Origin of the sequence: Kitasatospora sp. NPDC001603 (genome assembly GCF_040298365.1) — a bacterium.
GTDB lineage: Bacteria > Actinomycetota > Actinomycetes > Streptomycetales > Streptomycetaceae > Kitasatospora.
Map to the genome: position 1 here is coordinate 19,754 of NZ_JBEPAA010000038.1, position 17,473 is coordinate 37,226.

At 73.4% G+C, this 17,473-nt stretch carries 11 protein-coding genes; 4 read left to right on the forward strand and 7 right to left on the reverse strand.

The genetic code is table 11. The features are described 5' to 3' along the window. The first annotated feature begins 16 nt into the window (after positions 1 to 16). Positions 17 to 331, forward strand: a complete 315-nt coding sequence (locus ABT263_RS23155; protein WP_352292827.1) for a DUF3459 domain-containing protein — start codon at positions 17 to 19, stop codon at positions 329 to 331. A 136-nt stretch (positions 332 to 467) separates the two neighbouring features. Here the strand turns inward: ABT263_RS23155 and ABT263_RS23160 are convergent, their stop codons facing one another. Together ABT263_RS23160 and ABT263_RS23165 are read right to left on the reverse strand one after the other, a co-directional pair. Further along, entirely contained in the window at positions 468 to 707 is a 240-nt protein-coding gene (locus tag ABT263_RS23160; RefSeq protein ID WP_352292829.1) for a hypothetical protein, read from the reverse strand. Continuing rightward, the gene (locus tag ABT263_RS23165; protein ID WP_352292831.1) at positions 704 to 6,418 is read right to left on the reverse strand and encodes a DNRLRE domain-containing protein; all 5,715 of its coding nucleotides are present in this window, start codon (positions 6,416 to 6,418) and stop codon (positions 704 to 706) included. Before ABT263_RS23165 ends, ABT263_RS23160 begins: the two co-directional genes overlap by 4 nt. Positions 6,419 to 6,524: 106 nt before the next feature. Here ABT263_RS23165 and ABT263_RS23170 point away from each other — a divergent pair, with 106 nt between their 5' ends. Beyond that, entirely contained in the window at positions 6,525 to 7,781 is a 1,257-nt protein-coding gene (locus tag ABT263_RS23170; protein WP_352292833.1) for a serine/threonine-protein kinase, read from the forward strand. 544 nt (positions 7,782 to 8,325) lie between these two features. Continuing rightward, complete coding sequence (locus tag ABT263_RS23175; RefSeq protein WP_352292835.1) at positions 8,326 to 9,165, forward strand: hypothetical protein; 840 nt, start codon at positions 8,326 to 8,328, stop codon at positions 9,163 to 9,165. Positions 9,166 to 9,314: 149 nt separating this feature from the next. On the opposite strand, the gene ABT263_RS23180 is transcribed toward ABT263_RS23175, so the two are convergent. The 4 genes from ABT263_RS23180 to ABT263_RS23195 all read right to left on the reverse strand — a co-directional run bounded on the left by ABT263_RS23180 (position 9,315) and on the right by ABT263_RS23195 (position 12,801). Beyond that, positions 9,315 to 10,523 carry a hypothetical protein gene (locus ABT263_RS23180; RefSeq protein WP_352292837.1) on the reverse strand — a complete coding sequence of 403 codons (1,209 nt, stop codon included), beginning with the start codon at positions 10,521 to 10,523 and terminating at the stop codon, positions 9,315 to 9,317. Continuing rightward, on the reverse strand, positions 10,513 to 11,118 hold the full coding sequence (locus ABT263_RS23185) for a SigE family RNA polymerase sigma factor (protein WP_352292839.1): 606 nt from the start codon (positions 11,116 to 11,118) through the stop codon (positions 10,513 to 10,515). Before ABT263_RS23185 ends, ABT263_RS23180 begins: the two co-directional genes overlap by 11 nt. A gap of 308 nt (positions 11,119 to 11,426) precedes the next feature. After that, entirely contained in the window at positions 11,427 to 11,582 is a 156-nt protein-coding gene (locus ABT263_RS23190; RefSeq protein WP_352292841.1) for a hypothetical protein, read from the reverse strand. A 649-nt stretch (positions 11,583 to 12,231) separates the two neighbouring features. Beyond that, positions 12,232 to 12,801, reverse strand: coding sequence for a DUF5994 family protein (locus tag ABT263_RS23195; RefSeq protein ID WP_352292843.1), 570 nt, complete (start codon positions 12,799 to 12,801; stop codon positions 12,232 to 12,234). Positions 12,802 to 14,152: 1,351 nt separating this feature from the next. Here ABT263_RS23195 and ABT263_RS23200 point away from each other — a divergent pair. Beyond that, a complete protein-coding gene (locus ABT263_RS23200; protein ID WP_352292845.1) occupies positions 14,153 to 14,344 on the forward strand; it encodes a hypothetical protein in 192 nt (63 codons plus the stop codon). Between the two features lie 345 nt (positions 14,345 to 14,689). Here the strand turns inward: ABT263_RS23200 and ABT263_RS23205 are convergent, their stop codons facing one another. Next, complete coding sequence (locus ABT263_RS23205; RefSeq protein ID WP_352292847.1) at positions 14,690 to 16,951, reverse strand: HAD-IIB family hydrolase; 2,262 nt, start codon at positions 16,949 to 16,951, stop codon at positions 14,690 to 14,692. Between the last annotated feature and the right edge of the window lie 522 nt (positions 16,952 to 17,473).

The window sequence follows — 17,473 nt, forward strand, 5'->3', positions numbered from 1 at the left end:
TTTCCGCTGTTCAGGCATGGGGTCGGCGGTCTCGGGGAGTAATGTCCTGGAGCTGTACCGCAGCGCGCTGCGCCTGCGCCGGACCCACCCCGCGCTCGGCGCCGGCCGGTCCGTCGAATGGCTGGACCTGGCACCCGGGGTGCTCGCGTTCCGGCGCGACAGCGACCAGGGCGCCGTGGTCTGCGCCGTCAACACCACCGGCGCACCGGTCCGCGTCACCGACGGCGGACTCGGCGCCCTCCTGCTCTGCTCGGCCGAACCACCGGTCACCGAGCACCCCGGCGAGGTGCTGCTGGCAGCCGACAGCACCGACTGGTGGCTGGCCGGCTGACCCGGGGCGGGCGGGGCGGGCGGTGCCTCCACCGGGAGGGCACTCGGAGGTGGACGACGTACGGGCCGGCCCACCGCTGGTGCGGTGGACCGGCCCGTACGGGGCCGAGCGGGTGCCCGGCCGGGTGGGCGCCGGGTCAGCGACGCGTGGGACGCGAGCGCCGGAGGCGGCGCACGCCCGCCGCCGCGCTGCCCAGGGCGAGGCCGATCACCGGTGCGAGCAGCAGGGTGCTCCAGGTGCGGGTGGTGGCATCGGCGGTGAGGCGGCCGGCGAGCAGATGGGCGAGGAAGAAGGACGGGGCCAGCCAGGCCCCGTTGGTGACGGCGAGGCGCAGCGGATCGCGCCGGCGCCGGCCCGGTTCCTCCGTCGCGGTCAAATGAACCTCCTGACGACGCCGATCACCTTGTCGATGATGCGCTGGGAGACCCCGCGGTCGAAGACGAAGCCCGCGAGGCATCCTGCCACGGCCCAGACGATGCGCTGCTTCCAGCCGCCGCTGCCGAACAGGACGCCGGCGCAGGCACCGCCCGCGCAGTTGCCGATGTGCAGGGCCCACGGCGCGAGGAAGGGCACCCAGGCGGCCACGGCCGCGGTGACGGCCAGCTGGACGCCGCGGGCCACGGCGGCCTTGAGCGCCGCCTTGAGCCAGCCGGGCATCCGGCCGTTGAGGTCGGTGCAGTTGACCGGGTCGGCGTTGCAGTAGTCGTAGGCGTTGGCGCTCGCCCCCTGGACGGGGTCCGGGGAGAGGAAGCGGCCGGTGGCCGGGTTGTAGAGGCGCACCCCCATCAGGGTGAGGGCGCTCGGGGTCTCGTCCGAGCGCTGCTTGTCGCCGAGCCAGGCGTAGCGGGCGCCGCTCTGGCCGGCGCGCGGCTGGCCGTACTCGTCGTAGTCGAGGACGGTCGGCGCGACGGCCGGGTCGAGCGGGAGCTGCACGGTGATGTCCCCGTGCAGGTTGGCGAGTTGCAGGACCGCGGCGCCCGTTCTGGTGGTGGTGGCGGCGAGGCCCCCGGCGGCGCCGGTGACGTTGCGGGTGACGCTGCCCGCGGTGTCCTCGGTGATCCAGCGCGGGCTGTCGGTGTCGGACCCGTAGTGGTTGGTCCTGGCCCCGGTCCGGGTCCAGGTGCCGGCGGCGTTGGTCTCGGTGGTCCAGCCGCGCAGGCGCTGGGCCGAGTCGAGGGTCCAGCTCTGTCGGGCGGCTCCGGTGGTCTGCTGCTGCACCATGTCGGTGTTGTAGTAGGCCAGGGTGCTGCCGGGCAGGGCGGTGGTGCGGCCGAACGCGTCGTAGGCGTACCCGGGGTTCACCAGGCGGTCGGCGCTGTCGTAGGCACTGGTCTGGCTGGTGCCCCCGTTGGTGGTGCAGGCCTGGCCGCGGGCGGCCACGGCGGTGGCCGACGCGGTGCGGTCGGTGTGGTTGTCGAAGGTGTAGGTGCGGGTGGTGCAGACCGCGTCGGTGGAGGTGTCCTGGACCTGGAGGAGGCGGCCTGCCCGGTCGTAGCCGTAGGTCTGGGCGGCGGTGACGCCGGGGGTCCCGGTGTGGGTGGCCCGCTGGCCGTGGACGGTCTGGCCGATGCCGTCGGAGACCAGCACCAGGCCGTCGCTGTCCCGGGTGTAGGTGCGGCCGGTGGTGGTACCGGTCGGGTCCTTGACGTCGGTCAGGGTGTAGCCGCCGGGCAGGCCCTGGGTGAGCGCCGCGCCGTCCGCGTCGTAGCGGGCGGTGAAGGTGCCGGCGACGGAGTCCGTCACCGAGGTCGCCTGGCCGCGCGGGTCGACGGCGGTGTCGTAGGTGTAGGTGGTGGTGGACGGGGAGCTGTCGGTGACCTTGGTGGGCCGGTTGAGGGCGTCGTACTCGGTGGTGGTGACGGCGCCGTCGGCGTCCGTGTAGGAGATCAGGCGGCCCAGCTCGTCGTAGCCCTTGGTGATCGTGCCACCGGTGGCGGAGGTCTGCTGGGTGACGGCGCCGGTGCCCGGGTGGTAGGTGGTGGTGGCGGGTGCCGGGGTCCCGAGGCCGTCGATGACCGTGACGGTGGTGGGGCGGCCGGCGGCGTCGGTGGCGGTGTCAGTGGTACGGGTGACGCCGTTGGCGGTCTCGGTCGTCCGGGTGACCTCGCCGAACCGCCCGTACTGGGTGGTCCTGGTCGGCAGCTGGGCCGGGTTGGAGCCGCCACCGGTGATGCCGCCGGCAGGACCGCTCTGGCACACGAGGTCGGCCCACTCGGGGCGGTTGCCGCAGGTGCCGGCGCCGTCCGCGGTGTAGTAGGACGTCCAGGTCGCCGCCGCGTCGGAGCCGGTGGAGCCCGGCAGCCGGGTCGAGACGACGCGGCCCTGGCCGTCGTAGGCGGTGGTGGTGGTCAGGGCCAGGCCGCCGCTGTCCTTGACCTGCGTGGTCGGCACGCCGATCGTCCAGTCGAAGCCGGTCCGGTCCTGCCGGGTGTCCAGCAGTTGGTCGGGCCAGGCGCGGAGTCGGGCGCCGGTGGTGGTGAGGGTGATCTGGTTCTTGATCTTGGCGGTGCCGTCGGTCGGTCGGCCTTCGTCGTACGTCTTCACGGTGTGCTGACGGGCGGGCAGCTGGCTTCCGGCCCGGGCCAGGACGGTGGCGCCGGCGGTGGCGTCGGCGGCCAGGGTCACCCGGTGCAGCGGGTCCAGGACGTCGGTCTCCTGCTGCCCGTCCGTGCTGTAGACGCTGGTGCTCGACAGGAGCTGGGCACGGTCAGCGGAGGGCAGCGTGTCGATGCCGAGGTCGGCGAGCTGCGCCCTGGCCGGGTCGGTGGCGCCGAGGGCGAGCTCACGGTTGGCCGCGGTCAGGCTGCGGACCTGGTGGCCGCGGTTGTCGTACTCCGTGGTGGTGAGGTGGTGGCCCGGGGTCGCCTGGTTGACCTGGCGGCCGGAGGCGTTGAGGTAGTCGACGGTGGCCCGGGTGTAGTCGGCCGCGGTCAGGTCGGCGGCGTCGCTGGAGGCGGGGACCCGGTCCGGCGGGAACACCGCGGTGGCGTCGGTCGGCAGGTCCGTCTGGCCCCAGGCCGCGGCCGCCGTCACCGAGAGGTCCTCCGGTGCCTTCGGCCCGGAGAGCGGGACGCCGTAGACGACGGTGCTGGTGGCGGTGCCGTTCACCGTGCCGGTGGTGCCGGGGGCGAGGGTGTCGTGCCAGACCTTGGTCAGCATGCCCGGCCCCGCGGCCGGGTTGGAGCCGACGGTGCCGTAGGCCAGCGAGGTGGCACGGGTGCCGCCCAGCTGGACGGAGGAGAGCAGGCCGTCGTCGGCGCCCTGGGTGTAGTAGGTGTACTGGCTCTGACTGCCCTGGCCCAGCCGCGGGTCCCAGGCCTGGCGCAGCCGCCCGGCGGAGTCGTAGCGGTAGGCGGCGACGTCGGTGGCGGTGGCCGCGGTGGCCCCGGGTGCGGTGCTCCAGAGCCGGACGGCGCTGACCTGGCCGGCGAAGTCGCCGAACTCGGCGCCGGTGTTGATCCCGGTGGCGGTGGTGGCGGCGGCGTAGACGAACTGCAGTACGCGGCAGCCCTTGGCGGCCGGGTTCGCCGCGCACGCCGCCGGGGTGACCGCGGAGGTGGGCGCGATGATCAGCTTCGGCCGGGCCAGCGTCCTGCCGCCGCCGACGGTCGTCTCCGACACGACGCTGGTGGCGGTGTTGGCGAGGCCGCCCAGCAGGGTGGAGGTGACGGTCCAGGTGGCGGCTGCCGGGGCGACCTTGGAGAAGGTCGTGACGGTGCCCTCGGTGCCGGACAGGGTGAAGTCGCCGCCGAAGGCGCCGCTCAGGGCCAGGTCCTCGCTGCCCGGCTCCGGCACCCAGCCGCTGCCGGCCGCGTCGGAGGTGAACGCGATGGCCGAGCCGTCCGCCGCCATCACGCTGAGCGAGGTGGCGGAGGTCCTGCGGATCTCCGTGTACTCCGAGGCGGAGAGGCTCGACGACACGCTCGACACCCAGTTGGGGCCGAAGATGGCGGCCTGACCCTCCTGCGCGGCGGCGGCCTTCGGGTCGCGGGAGGAGTGCGTGCGGCCGATGGTCATGCCGAACAGCGACACGTCGGTGGCGGGGACCCGCAGATCGCCCGTGAGCAGGTTCAGCGCGCCCGGTCCGACGTTCTCGGTCGCCGCGCCGTCGGCCTTGCGGTCGACGACCACCTTGACCGGTACGGAGGAGACGGCGGCCGCGCCCGGGCCGGTGAAGTCCGCGCGGAGCTGGACGGTGCCGTCGGGGGTGACCGTGGAGGTGGCGTTCCAGGTCAGTGCCGGGCTCCGGCCGGCGCCGAGGGCGACCGGCCAGGCCGCCAGTGCGGCGCCGCCGTTGGTGACGTCGCCCGCCGGGATCGTGGTCCATGCATCGGCGTCGGAGCGCCGCCAGGAGTAGGCCACGTGGTCGTACCGGGCGGCGTCGGCCTCGGCCAGGAGCGGGACGCGGGCCGCCGTGCGGGTGCCGTCGTTCGGCGACGTGACACCGCCCGCGCCGACCTGGAAGGTGTAGGAGAGGGCCTCGGAGCGGTTCTCCGCCCGGTCGACCGCCCGCACCTGGAGGGTGTGGGTGCCGCCCCTGGCCGGGGTGGCGGTGAAGGTCACCGGCGCGGTGGAGCCGTTGGTCGCGACCTTGGTCCAGGTCGTGCCGTCGAGCGTCCACTCCAGGGCGTTCTGGTCACCGGCCGGCGGGATCGCGGTGAAGGAGCCGGCCTGGCCGGGGCCCTTGACCCACTGCCCCGCCGGGTAGTCGGCGGAGGAGACCGCGCCGGGCGCGGACGGGCTGGAGGTGTCGACCGTGAAGGTGGCCCACGCCGACCAGCCCGTGTTGTAGTGCAGCCCGTCGTACGGGGAGGTGCGGAACTTGTACGTCCTGCCGTTGGTCAGCACCCCGGCGGGGACCTTGACGGACGCGGGCCGGCCGCTCGGCACGAACGGCGAGACCAGGACGTTGCCGACCTGGGTGTCGGTGGCGGCGTCGAAGATCTGGAAGGTGCCGTCGACCTTGTCGTTGTTCGGGTCGACGAAGGTGTCCCGCAGCGTGGGGGTGGTGGAGTTGACCCACCAGGTACCGGCGGTGTCCTTGTAGAACGGGGAGCCGGCCTGCTGGTCGGTGCCGGTCCGCGGACGGTAGTTGTACGTCACCGTCAGCTTCGGCACGTTGGTGGCCGCGTTGGCGGAGTTCACCTCCTTCCAGTACTTGGTGTTCGTCTCGTCGGGAGCGCGCAGGCCCATGCCCGAGGTGGTGTTCTTCGCCGAGGTCCAGGTCTGCACCAGGTTGGTGACGTCGGCGGTGATCCAGCCGTCGCCGCCGCAGGCGTCCCGGCCCTTGGTCTCGGTGCCGGTGGCCTTCTTGGCGTTCCAGGAGGGCTGCGCCGTCCACCGCGAGGAGGTCGAGGCGAGACCGGTGTCCCAGACGTCCCACGCGTAGGGCTGGCAGTCGCTGTTGCCGGAGTGGAAGTTGTACAGCGACAGGTTGGCGCTGGTGATCAGCGCGTCGGCGATCGGGGCGGTGTTCCAGTTGATGAACGACCGCGCCTGCCGGGAGGACCCGTCCGCGTTCTTGGTGCCGGAGTTGCCCCAGTAGATCTCGGTGTCGGCGGACCAGTCGACGGTCTCGCCCTGCTGCACCCGGGTGTCGAAGACGTTCCCGAGGGCGGTGGTGGACGGGTCGACGGTCACCGGGTACTGCGTCTTCGGATCCGCGAGGAACGAGGCGTCGGGGGTGAACACCAGGTCGACGCCGTCGCCGTGCTGAACGACCTTCAGCCCGACCTTCGCCTGCCGCGCGTGCTCGCCGGAGCCCTGCGCGGCGGCCGTGGCGTCCCACATCACGGGTGCGGGCAGCACGGCCCGCTTCTCGCCGCTCTTCCGGTCGCTGAACAGCACGCTGCCGTCCGGCTGGGCCTCGGCCCGCAGCCCCTCGGCCTTCAACGGCATCGTGTACGAGAAGCCCGCGGCGGCCGGGCGCTGCTTGAGCACCGTGTACTGCTCGAAGCCGGTCCGGGTGGCCTCGACCACCAGGTCGGCCGCGCCGTCGGCGATCGCGTCCCGGTAGGTGGCCTTCGTCCCGTCCAGGACGGGCTTGGGCAGCCCGCCCTTCCACTGGCCGCCGCGTGCCGCGCCCACCCGGCCCGGCGACCGCTGTCGATCCGACCCGTGTCCACCCGGGATCCCCGGGTAGGCGGCCAAGGGCGCGTCCCGCAGGCGCGAGGATCCAGCATCGGAGAGCGACATGACCGTGACGGCCAGCAGGAGCACCGGGACACTGTTCGCGGGCCGGTACCGGGTGGACTCGGTCCTGGGGCGCGGCGGCGGCGCGGACGTGCTGCGGGCCGTGGACGAACGGCTCAACCGGGCCGTCGCCCTCAAGATCCCCCGCCCGGACGCGACGGCCGACACCGTCCGGCGGTTCGCCACCGAAGCGCGGATGCTGGCCCGCCTGAGCCACCCCGGGCTGATCGAGGTGTACGACTACGGCTCCGTGGCGGAGCAGCCCTACCTGGCGTTGGAGCTGGTGGAAGGTCCCACCCTGGCAGCGGTCCTGCGGTCCGGCCCGTTGCCGGCCGCCGACGTCCGACGCCTGGGGCGGGACCTGGCGCAGACCCTCGCCTTCGTCCACGCCCACGGGATGGTCCACCGGGACGTCAAACCGTCCAACGTGCTCGTCGACGCCGCCGGCCGCCCGCGGCTGGCGGACTTCGGCGCCGCCCGGCTCCTCGACCGGCAGGCCTCGTCCGGCGACGAGGCACTCACCTGCACCGGGCTGATCGTCGGGACCCCGGCCTACCTGGCACCGGAGCAGATCCGCGGCCGGGGAGCCCTGGCGTCCGCCGACATATACGCCCTGGGCCTGCTCCTGATCGAATGCCTGACCGGGCACCGCGAGTACACCGGCGCCCCCATCGAAGCCGCCGCCGCCCGGCTCCACCGCCCGCCCGCCATCCCGCCCCACCTGCCCGCGGACCTGGCAGCCGTCCTGCGCCGGATGACCGACATGGACCCCGACCACCGCCCGTCGGCGGCGACCTGCGCCCGGCTGCTCGCCGCACCGCCGCCCGCGACGGAACCGGCCGCGGCCGGGACCGCGGTCGTACCGCGACCGTCGAGGAGGCCGCACGTCGCCGCTCCCCGGCCCGTCCTCCTGCTGGCGGCCTCCGTGCTGGCGCTGGCGGGTGCGGGAGGCAGCACGGCCTTCGTCAACGACCCGCCGAGGGCGCTCCCGGCCCCCGCCGCGGTGCCTTCGGCACCCCCGTCCACCGCACCCGCACCCGCACCCGTACCCGCGACGGCACCCGCAGCCACGGAGGTCGCCCCGAGCACGCCGCCCCCGGCCCCCGCCTCCGCGCCGACCGTCGGTCCCGTCGCCCAGCCGGCCGCCCCCGCGCCCACCGCCGCACCCGCCCGGTCCTCCGCCGGCCACCGGAGCGAGGACAAGCAGAAGCAGCAGGGCCGGAAGAACGACGGCCCCCACGGGAAGAAGCCCAAGTAGCGACCGTCCCGGCCGGCGCCCGGAGGTGCCGGCACCTCGACCACCCGCTCCCCGCACCCGGACCTGCCTGGGCGAACACCGTCACCTCGCCCGGAGAGAAGGCGGACCAGGCGGCTGCCGACGTCGAACGCGGATCCCGGGACGGACGGCCTCCCCGCGTCGTCGACCGCCGGCTCCGGGCGGCCTCCGGGGGCCCGCCCGGCCGCCCTGCGGCTGGGCGATGATCGCACCACCCGGAGGAACGTCGGCCCACCCGTTGCCCCGAGCACACCGCGAGGTTTGTCTCCAGCCCTTCCCGACACCTGACGGACCGTCAGCTGAGGGTCAGTACGAGACCGGTTCCGAGGCGCAGGCGCAGCTCGGTGACCCGGAGAGGTCGCGTCGACGGTGGGGGCGGTCCGACCGCCACCGCCATCCTTGTGCTCCACCGGCGCCTCGCTCGCGACTACGACCGGTGGCCTGACCACGCCGCCTCCCGCGCCTACCCGACGATGACATGCCTTCGGTCCCGGGCTGGGGCAGCACGTGGGACTAGGCTCGGCCCGTGGATCACCCCGACGAGCGCGCCGAAGGCGCCGGACCGTTCACCACCCGGCTCACCTGGCGGCCGGCCGAGGGAGGCTCGGCCGTCTGGGAGTCGCGCCTGGCACGCAAGCGCGGGACGCTCAGGATCCGCGCCGAGGAAGGGACGGAGGGTCCGCCGCGCACCGCGGACGACACGGCACTTCATCGGCTGCGCATCCTCAACACCGTCGCGGCCGGAGCGTTCACGCTCGGCGGTGCCCTCTTCGCCCTGGGGGCAGCCGTCACCGAGATCGGCTCGGCCGGCGCGACCGCGGCCGCTTCGATCTACTTCGCGGGAGGCCTGTTCTTCAACACCGGCGGTTACGCCTCGCTGCTCCAGGCGGTCAACGCCCCGCGCCGCTCGGGTGAAACGGACTCGCTGGTGACGGGTGGCTGGCGGTGGTGGAGCTACGAGCCCACGCGGATCGACTGGCTGAGCACCTTCGTCCTGTTCGTGGGCACCCTCGTTTTCGGCGTGAACCTGCTGGACTCGTTCCTTCAAGGGCTTTCGGCCCAGCAGGTCAACCGGTTGGTCTGGGCCCCCGACATGGTGGGGTGCGCGCTGTTCCTGATCTCCGGACATCTCGCCCTGGTCGAGGCCTGTCACGGCCCCCCGTGCCTGCACGCGCGCAACCTCGGCTGGTGGATCGTGGTGGTCGACCAGGTCGGGTCCGTGCTCTTCCTGGCGTCGGCGCTGGCCGCCTTCACCCGCCCGGAGACCGGCAGTCCGCTCAACGCCGACATCGCGAACTGGGGAACCTTCGCCGGCGCGGCGTGCTTCTCGGTCGGCGGCGTCCTGCAGTACTTCGAACGACCCTAGCCAGATGCGTCGGGTAGGGCGGTTGCGGCCAGCGCGGCCTCGGGCCCGGGGGCTTCGCGGGTCGGGAGGGTGGCGGCCGGGGCCGGTGGGGCGGTGCCGGATGGGGCCTCGCACCGCTGCTCCCCGTGCGGCGGTGGGAGGCCCCCGGGTCAGCGGAGCCAGACCGGGGCGGTGACGATCGCCTTGAGCTGGTCGACGCCGAGTGCCGGGTTTCCCGGGCGGAAGGTGTAGCCGTTCTCCCCGTTCCACTCGTTGATCTCGATGGCCCGGCCGTCGGCGTAGTGGACCGCCGCCGCCCAGTGCAGGACCGGGTCGACCGCCGTCTTGCCGTTGCCGAACATGTTGGTGACGACGGTGCTGCCGTCCGGCCGGCGCTCCCGGACCGCCAGCGGGCCCGCCGATCCCTCCGCCTCGGCGTACTCCTTGTCCTTGACGCCCCGCTCGCCCGGCTCGGTGACACTGACCGAGAGCATGCTGGTGCGCCCCTCGTACGTCACCGTGAGGTGCGGCCCGTTCCGGCCGTCCTGCCCGGAGGGCACGGCACCCGGCGGGAGCAGCGGGACGAGCGCCGCCAGAAGATCCTCCGCCTTCGGACCGGGCTCGGGCGTCGGTGGCCTGGGCGCGATGTCCCGCGCCGGCAGGGCGTCGAAGAGCCGCGCCCAGGCCGGAGCGGTCACCAGGGCGCGCAGTTGCTCGGCGTCGAGCGGCGGGTTCTCCCGGTTGGGGGTGGCCGGCTGCCCGTTGTGCTCGATGATCGTCACCCGTCGGCCGTCCGGCGCCGCCCAGGTGGCGCGCCACTCGCGGTGGCTGTCGGAGTTCCGGTCCTTGAGCTTGTCGACCACCAGCGCGGAGCCGTCGGTGTCGACGGCGCGCTCACAGGCCTCCTGGGGTTCACTGAAGCCGTCCATGCAGACGGCGCCCGCCTCCGGGGTGAGTTCGGTGCGGCTGACGGTGTAGGAGATCATGCTCTCCCCCTTGCCGTCGTCGAACAGCACCGTGCCCCCGGTCTGGTACCGGTCGCCGTTCGGGCCCGCCTCGGCCGGCGTCGCGGCGAACAGCACGCGGGACTTCCCCGGTGGCAGCAGCGAGGTGAACAGTCCGACCGACTCCTCGGCGGTCATCGGCCGCACCGGCTCGGTGGCCGGGCGGGCCGCGTGCGAGCCGCCACCGACGACGGCGGTGAGGCTCACGGCGACCACGAGCACGGCCGCCAGCCCGCTGACCGCCAGGGCCCGCCGCTGGTTGCGCCGGCGCCGGCCGCGACGTTGCGCGGCGGCCGCTAGGGTGTGCAGCCCCGGTTCGGGCGCGAGCGCCACGGCGCCGCGCAGGGCCTGGGCGAATTCATCCTCAAAGGACACGACCGAGCACCGCCTTCCTGCCAGTGGGATCCGTTGTGGTGCGGCCACCGGTGTCGCCGCCGGCGGCCTGCCCGTCGGCGCCGAGGCTCTCGCCGAGCGTGGCGCGCATCCGGGCCAGCGCCCGGCTGCTGCGCGAGCGCACCGCCGTGCTGCTCAGCCGTAGCGCCGCGGCGGTCTCCTCGACACTGCGGTCCTCCCAGAACCGCAGCACGAGCACCGCCCGGTCCTGCGCCGGGAGCTCGCCGAGGGCGCGCAACAGGGTCAGCCGCAGCGTCGGGTCCGGGCCGTCCACCGCGATGTCCGGGAGGGTGTCGGTCACCCGCTCCGAGCTGCTGCGCCGCCGCCGGTACGACAGGAAGGTGTTCACCAGCACGGTCTGGGCGTACCCGCTCGGGTTGTCCAGGCGGGATATCCGGCGCCACTTCACGAAGATGCGCCCGAGTGCCTCCTGAAGGAGGTCCTCGGCCAGGTGGGCGTCGCCGCCGGTGAGCAGGAAGGCGGTGCGCAACAGGTGTCGGCCCCGCGACACCGCGAAGGCCGGGAAGTCGGGCGGCACCGGCTCGGCCGGCTGTTCCGCGCTCGTTGAGTGGTCCATGTCCTTCTAACGTCGTCGACCCGCCGTCATGTGGCAGTGGAGGCGAGGGATCTTTCCACGGACTCGCACCCGCGTCCGGACGGTGGCACGCACGACGGTGCCGCGCCGCGAGCTGACTTCGGGTTTGGGAGGCATCCAGTCAGGCTGGGGAACGGGCCGTTCCACGGTTGCCTCGGTCGGGTCCCACAGGCGCTTGGGCGGCTCGACCACACGGCGACCGCACCCACACCGTACAAGCGCGGACACCCCGGAGTACGGCGAACTCCCCGCAGGACCCGGTACATCGGGCCGGCCGCCCGGCAGCGTGCCTATGCCAGTACCCGGCTGTGGTGGCTGGCCTCCGACGGCTTGGCCGACTGGACCACCTTGCCCCTGGCCAGGGTGAGCCGCTCAGCCGATGGGTGCAGGCGCAGCGGGCCGGGTGGCCTGCTCTGGGCCCGGTCACCCATGATCCGTCCCGACATCGACCTCGACCTTCTCGCCGACGTCCTCGTCTCCCCGTGCTCGCCCGCATGGCATCGGGCGACACCAACCGGCTCAACACGGAACAAGCCAGCCGGCAGATCACCAACCTCGTCCTCAACGGCGCTGCTCCCGCGCCGAGATGACGACCACGGAAGCGCCGAAGCACACCGGGACGAACGGTCTGGCTGCCGCAGCCGCCGGTCGGCTGCGCGGACAGGCCAGTCCCCTACCCGCCTCGGCGAGGCCAGGGCCGGCCCGCTGATGCCGATGGCCACGTCCCGCCACAAGAAGCCGGGGAACGTCCATCAACCGCGACCGGTGGACTCCGCCACGAACCAGACCGGTGACCGACACCCCAGGGGGCCGGGCCACCCCGAGAGTGCGGGGCGTCAGGTCCGCCGCCGGCGCCCTCGCCGAGGCGCGGGGGACGGTTCCCGGCCCACCGCCGGTCCGCCGATGGCCTCGGCCGGATTCAGAGGGAGGCCCAACCGGCACTGGCACTCTCGCTGTTCCTGGTCATCATGGCGATCGTGCTCGGGGTGGTCGGCGTCACCGCCCAGGGCCTGTCCTACGGGGACGGCCTCGCCGATCGTTCCGGTCGGCTTCGCCGACCCGGACGGTGATCCTGGCAGCGCAGGGGCCGCTCGACTACGCGGGAACCGGCCAGGAGGCGGCCCGGCTCCGGGCGAGATCCGCTCGCTCGCCGGCCGCACCCGCGCCGTCGGCGGGTGCTACGGCCGACGGCAGGAAGTCGGAAGGGGCCTTCGGCTGTGCCGCACCGCCGCCCGTCCCGGCGGCGAGCAGGGCGCTCGCGGTCCTGGTGTTCGCGGGGTCGGCCGCCTCGGCCATCAGTCGGGCGGCATCGACGGCATCTGTCTGCGGCGGGACGACCAGCAGGTTCAGGCGACGGGGGGCGTACGAGCAGACCGTGACCACGTGCTCGTCCTGTTCGAGGGTGAACCAGCCCGCGTGGACGGTGTGGCCCGCGACCGGGATCCGCCGGGGGATGACCGGCCACTGTGCGGGGTTCACGGTGATCCGGGTGACCCGGCCCCACTGCTTGTCGAGAGCCGCGGCCAGGTCGGGGAGTTCGAGAAGAAGGTCACGAGACCGAGGCCACCAGGCCCCGTCCAGCCGACCCGCCCGCCCGCCGGGCGCCAGGGAGAGCCGCAGGGCGGATTCAGAGGTGGTCGGCGCACGGTCGAGGATCGCAGTCATGATCAATGGGCCTGTCTCCGAACCCGAGCGGGGCCCGGATCCGGCATAGCCGTTCGCCGGAGACGACGCCGGTGTCAAGTGCCGGCATGCGAAGTACCTTCGGTGATGCCCAGGCTACTCCTCGTATCGTCCGAACCTCGCATGATCGCAAGGCCTCCTGCCGCGTCGTCGCATCCGAGCAGGGTGGAACGACGACGGCCTGGACGCCGAGCCATAGGCCGACGTCGGCCCGGCGGTCGTGGGCGGCGGACGTACCTCATGTGCCGATTCCGCCACGGGCACCTCCATCCCGCCGGCGACCCCCTTCATGGCCGGCGCACCTGCCTTGTCCGACGCGGCCGCGCGAGCGCCACACCGGCGTCCTGTCGTCTGAGCATCGCCCCGGCTACCCCGCGACACCCGGACCAGATCGATCCTGTAAGCATCGACTGCGGCTGCGGCCCGCGTTGCGGTCCACCGCCGGTGCAGCTGAATTGCCCCAATTCGCGCCTTCCCGGAGTAACCTGGACAGCGCCGGAGGACTTACCGGCAGGACGATCACGAGGAGGTGCAGATGCAGATCAGAGAAGCAGGAGCCCTGATTCTGCGGCTCGTGATCGCGAAATCCCGACCCGGCCCTTCGGTCGAGGGATAGCGGGGTCGCTTGGGCGTCGGGGGTGCAGGTACAAATCCTGCTGATCAGCTCAGCTTCCATGCAGGGCGTGGGCCGTTTCCGCAGAAATGCGGGAGCGGCCTCTTTGCTCCACGACCACGAACCGCGCCACCGCGCCCCAGCGCACGGGCCGGCTCTGTGGCTTTGGCGGGGCGCTGTCGCCAGACCGTGGCGCCCACGCCTGTCGGCTGGATAGGGGGCTGCTCATGTCACATGCCCCGCATCAAGTCACATGCTCCGCATCAAGCCGCAGGCCACTGACCCGAAAGAACCGACGGTGCCACCGGGCCGGCGGTGACGTCGGCGATACGGCGCCGGACGGGGCAGGGGTGGTGTCCGGCTACGGGCGGGGAAGGTGGCCGCAGCCCTCCGGCGAGGTTGGTGGAGCAGGGCCGCATGTCGGAACTGCTCGTCGGCGGCCGCGTCGTCGCGTTCCACTCACCGGTGGGCCCGACCAAGGCCCGCGGGTCGTCCCGCCGGGTCACGGCCGTGGGGATCCGCACGCCGTGCCGCCTGCCTGGTTCGTCGACGTTCCAGCCTCCCCCATCACGCATGCCGTAACACTCACGCGGCCCCCGGTAACGTCCAGGGCCTGACGTCCACCTCACGGCCACCAACACGAGACACCCCTGCAAAACTGTCGTCATGACGATACGTCACCCTTGAGGTCAGAGGATGAAGACCGAAAGGAACCTTGGAATGAGCGACTATTTGACACTCGTCACCGCCCTGATCCCACTCCACAGCCGCGCCGACAACGGCTCGGGCCCGCCGCCCCGGCTGACCGGCCACCAGGCGGACCGGCTGGCCGGGATGGCGAAGCGTGACGACGCCACGACCGCCACCCGCCCGCGGCGACGCCCCTTCGGCCGGAGGCCGTCCTTCGCGTAGTACCGCCCGCCGGGGGCGACGGCCGGCCGGGCGACACGGGACACTCCGAACCGCGATCCGTCGCCATGAGGAGAGGTCTCCGGCGTCCTGCCCGTCGGTCAAGAACTCGCGGCGGCATGGTGATTCCCCCCCCGACAATCCGCTGGGCGGCGGACGAGGCAGGTGGCCGTGTCGGCGTGACGGCACGGAACGAAGGGTGTCCTACCCGGGGGCGGCCCGTCGCAGGTCCTGAACACCGCACACGCATGCGGGTGGGAGGTGGCGACGTCGCGCCGGTGGGGCCCCTCCCCCAGCCTGCGCCGCCGGTTCCGGCGCACGAGAGCCGACGGCGGGCTCCGCGCACCGTCACCGCTCGGCGACCGACATCGCGTCGGAGCCCTCCCGGGAGGCATCACGGGAGGCATCAGGGGAGTCGTCGCCGCGGATGGCGGCGGTGATCTCGGCGGCCCAGACGGCGGGATGGTCGTCGCCGAGCAGGTCGGCGAGGCGTTCCAACCGCCGACGGCGCTCGTCGGACCCGAGGGTCAGCGCCCGGTGCAGGGTGTCCGCCAGGTCCCCGGGCGAGTGGGGGTCGGTGAGCAGCGCCGCGGCACCGAGTTGGGCGGCAGCTCCCGCGTGGCGGGAGAGCACCAGCACCCCGGAGCGGCCGACGGCCCGCTGGGCCGCGATGAACTCCTTCGCGGTCAGGTTCATCCCGTCCTGCAGGGAGGTCACCCAGAGCACGTCGGCGTCGAGGTAGTGGTCGATCACCTCGGTGAAGGGCAGGCTGCGCGGAAGATACTCGACGGGCTTCCAACCCCCTTTTCCCCAGGCTTGGTTGACCTCAGCAATGCGGCTCTCCAGCACTTGCCGGGTCACGTCGTACGAGGTGATGCCGGGCTCGGGAGGCGGGCAGACCAGCCGGAACCGCAGTCGTCCCCGCAGCTCGGGACGCCGGGCGAGCAGGGCCGCGAGGGCATCGACCTTCTGCACGGGGGCCTTGGCGTAGTCGAGCCGTTCGACGGAGAGCACGAGCGGCCCGTCGGCCGAGCCGGCCCGGGGAGGGTCGGTAGGGGCCTCCGTGCGGGCCGGGGAACGGGTACGGACGCTGGCCCGGGCCGCCGAGGCGATGGCCTCGCGGTCGATGCCGAGCGGGTGGACACCGATCCGCGGAACGTCGACGCGGGCCGCGCCCCGGCTTCCGACGAGGGTCCGGCGGAAGTGTTCGGCGAAGGTCTCGGTGTGGAAGCCGGCCCAGTCCAGGTGACTCAGCGAGTCGCGGATCTCGGCGGCGGTGGGCAGGACCGCGAAGACCTCGGGCGCAGGAAACGGGGTGTGGTGGAACAGGCCGATCCGCAGGTCGGGGCGGACCGGGCGGAGCAGCCCGGGAACGAGCCACAGGTTGTAGTCGTGCAGCCACACGGTGGCGCCCGGTGCTGCGCGGGCGGCGATGTGGTCGGCGAAGCGGGCGTTCACCTCGCGGTAGCCGGTCCAGGTCTCCGGGTCGAAGCGCAGCCGCTGGGGCTGCGACATCAGCACCGGCCAGAGCGTCTCCTTGCACGCACGGTGGAAGTAGGCGGCCCACTCGGCGGGAGTCAGCGGGACGAAGGAGAGCGGCAGACCGGTGTCGTGCCCGTCCAGGCGGCCGGGACGGGCGTGCGGTCCGAGAACGGCGGCGGTGGCCCAGATGGCCTGCGGGTTGGCGGTGAACAGGCTCCGCAGGGTGGGCAGGATGCCGTTCGGGCTCGCCGGCGGGCGCCAGCCGCCGGGAGTCAGGCGGACGGGCGGGCGGTGGTAGCCGACCACGAGTGGATAGTCGCGCTCCACCCAGCCGAGCTCCTGCAGGGCAGCCAGGATGCCGGCGGCGCCGGGCCGGTCGGGCCGGTGGACGGCTCGGTCGTCGGGGACGGCGGCGCGCAGGGCGGGTTCGGCATTGCCGACGATCACACCGTGCGCGCCGAGCCCGTACAGCGACAAGTCGTTGAGGGAGTCACCGGCGACCAGGACGGAACTCATCGGCCAGTTCTGCTGGGCGGCCAGCGCCGCCAGCGCGCCGCCCTTGCTCGCACCGGGCGGGAGCACGTCGAAGTAGCGGTCCGCCGAGTAGAGCCAGCCGCAGCCCAGTGCCCGGACGGTCTCGGTCAGTTCCGGGGTCAGCTGGTCCGGGCGCAGGTGGAACGAGCAGCGGCCGTCCTGAGCCACGCCGTGCTGGTAGACCAGCGCCGGGAAGCGCTGCATCGCGGCCCTCACGCGGTCGGCCCCGGGCCAGCCGCTGCGCAGTCGGTGCTGCAGGTCCGCGACCGGGCTCTGGTCGGTGCCGTCGATGACGCTCGCCCCGACATCGGCGATGATCCAGCGCGGTCTGGGCACCAGCGGCTCCCGCAGCACCTCGCGTACCGAGGAGAGCCCCCGGCCGGTCGCGAAGACCACGGTCACCTCCGGGTGCCGGGCCAGGGCGTCGTGCAGCCGGTGGCGGTCGGCCCGGTCGCCGCCGAGCAGCGTGCCGTCCAGATCGGTGACCAGGACTCTCGCCGAACGTCCTGCTCGGGGTGGTGCGGTGGTCGTCCGCCCGGCAGCCCACCCGGTCCGCTGCTCCGCCGTCCGCCGATTCGTCTCCGGTGCTGCCATGGTGGTGCCCCCTCGCCGATCGCCCCATGGAGTTGCGCTCCGGCCGACGGGCCTGGGCGCAGCTCGGATCAGGATCATCGGACGCTAACACGAGCCGAGCGCCGAGTGAATCGGGCGTGGAACGGTGGTGACGGACGGAGCGGGGCTCGGTGGTGCGCCAGGCGCCGATCTGTGCGCCGGGCGCCTGACGGCCGGCCGTCACACTGCCGGACAGGGGCAGGGCGGTCACGCCGTCGGGGCATACCGCCCCCGCCGGTGAAGGTGAAGTCGGAGGGGGTGGTGCCGGGATCAGACCGCGTGACCCGTCCGCGCTTCCGGTGGGTTGCCGCCCAGGCAGGTGAGCGGCCCGCTGCCGGTGAACGTGATCGTTCCCGAGGTGTGGTGCAGGTCGAGCGGCACGCAGGCGGCGAGTGCGCCGCTCGCGCCGAGGGAGACGGACGGGTTGGGAGGCGCCGGAGGCGGGACCGCCAGCTTCAGCCCGGGGGGAAGGTGATGGCCTCCGTGACCGGCGGACGCGCGCCG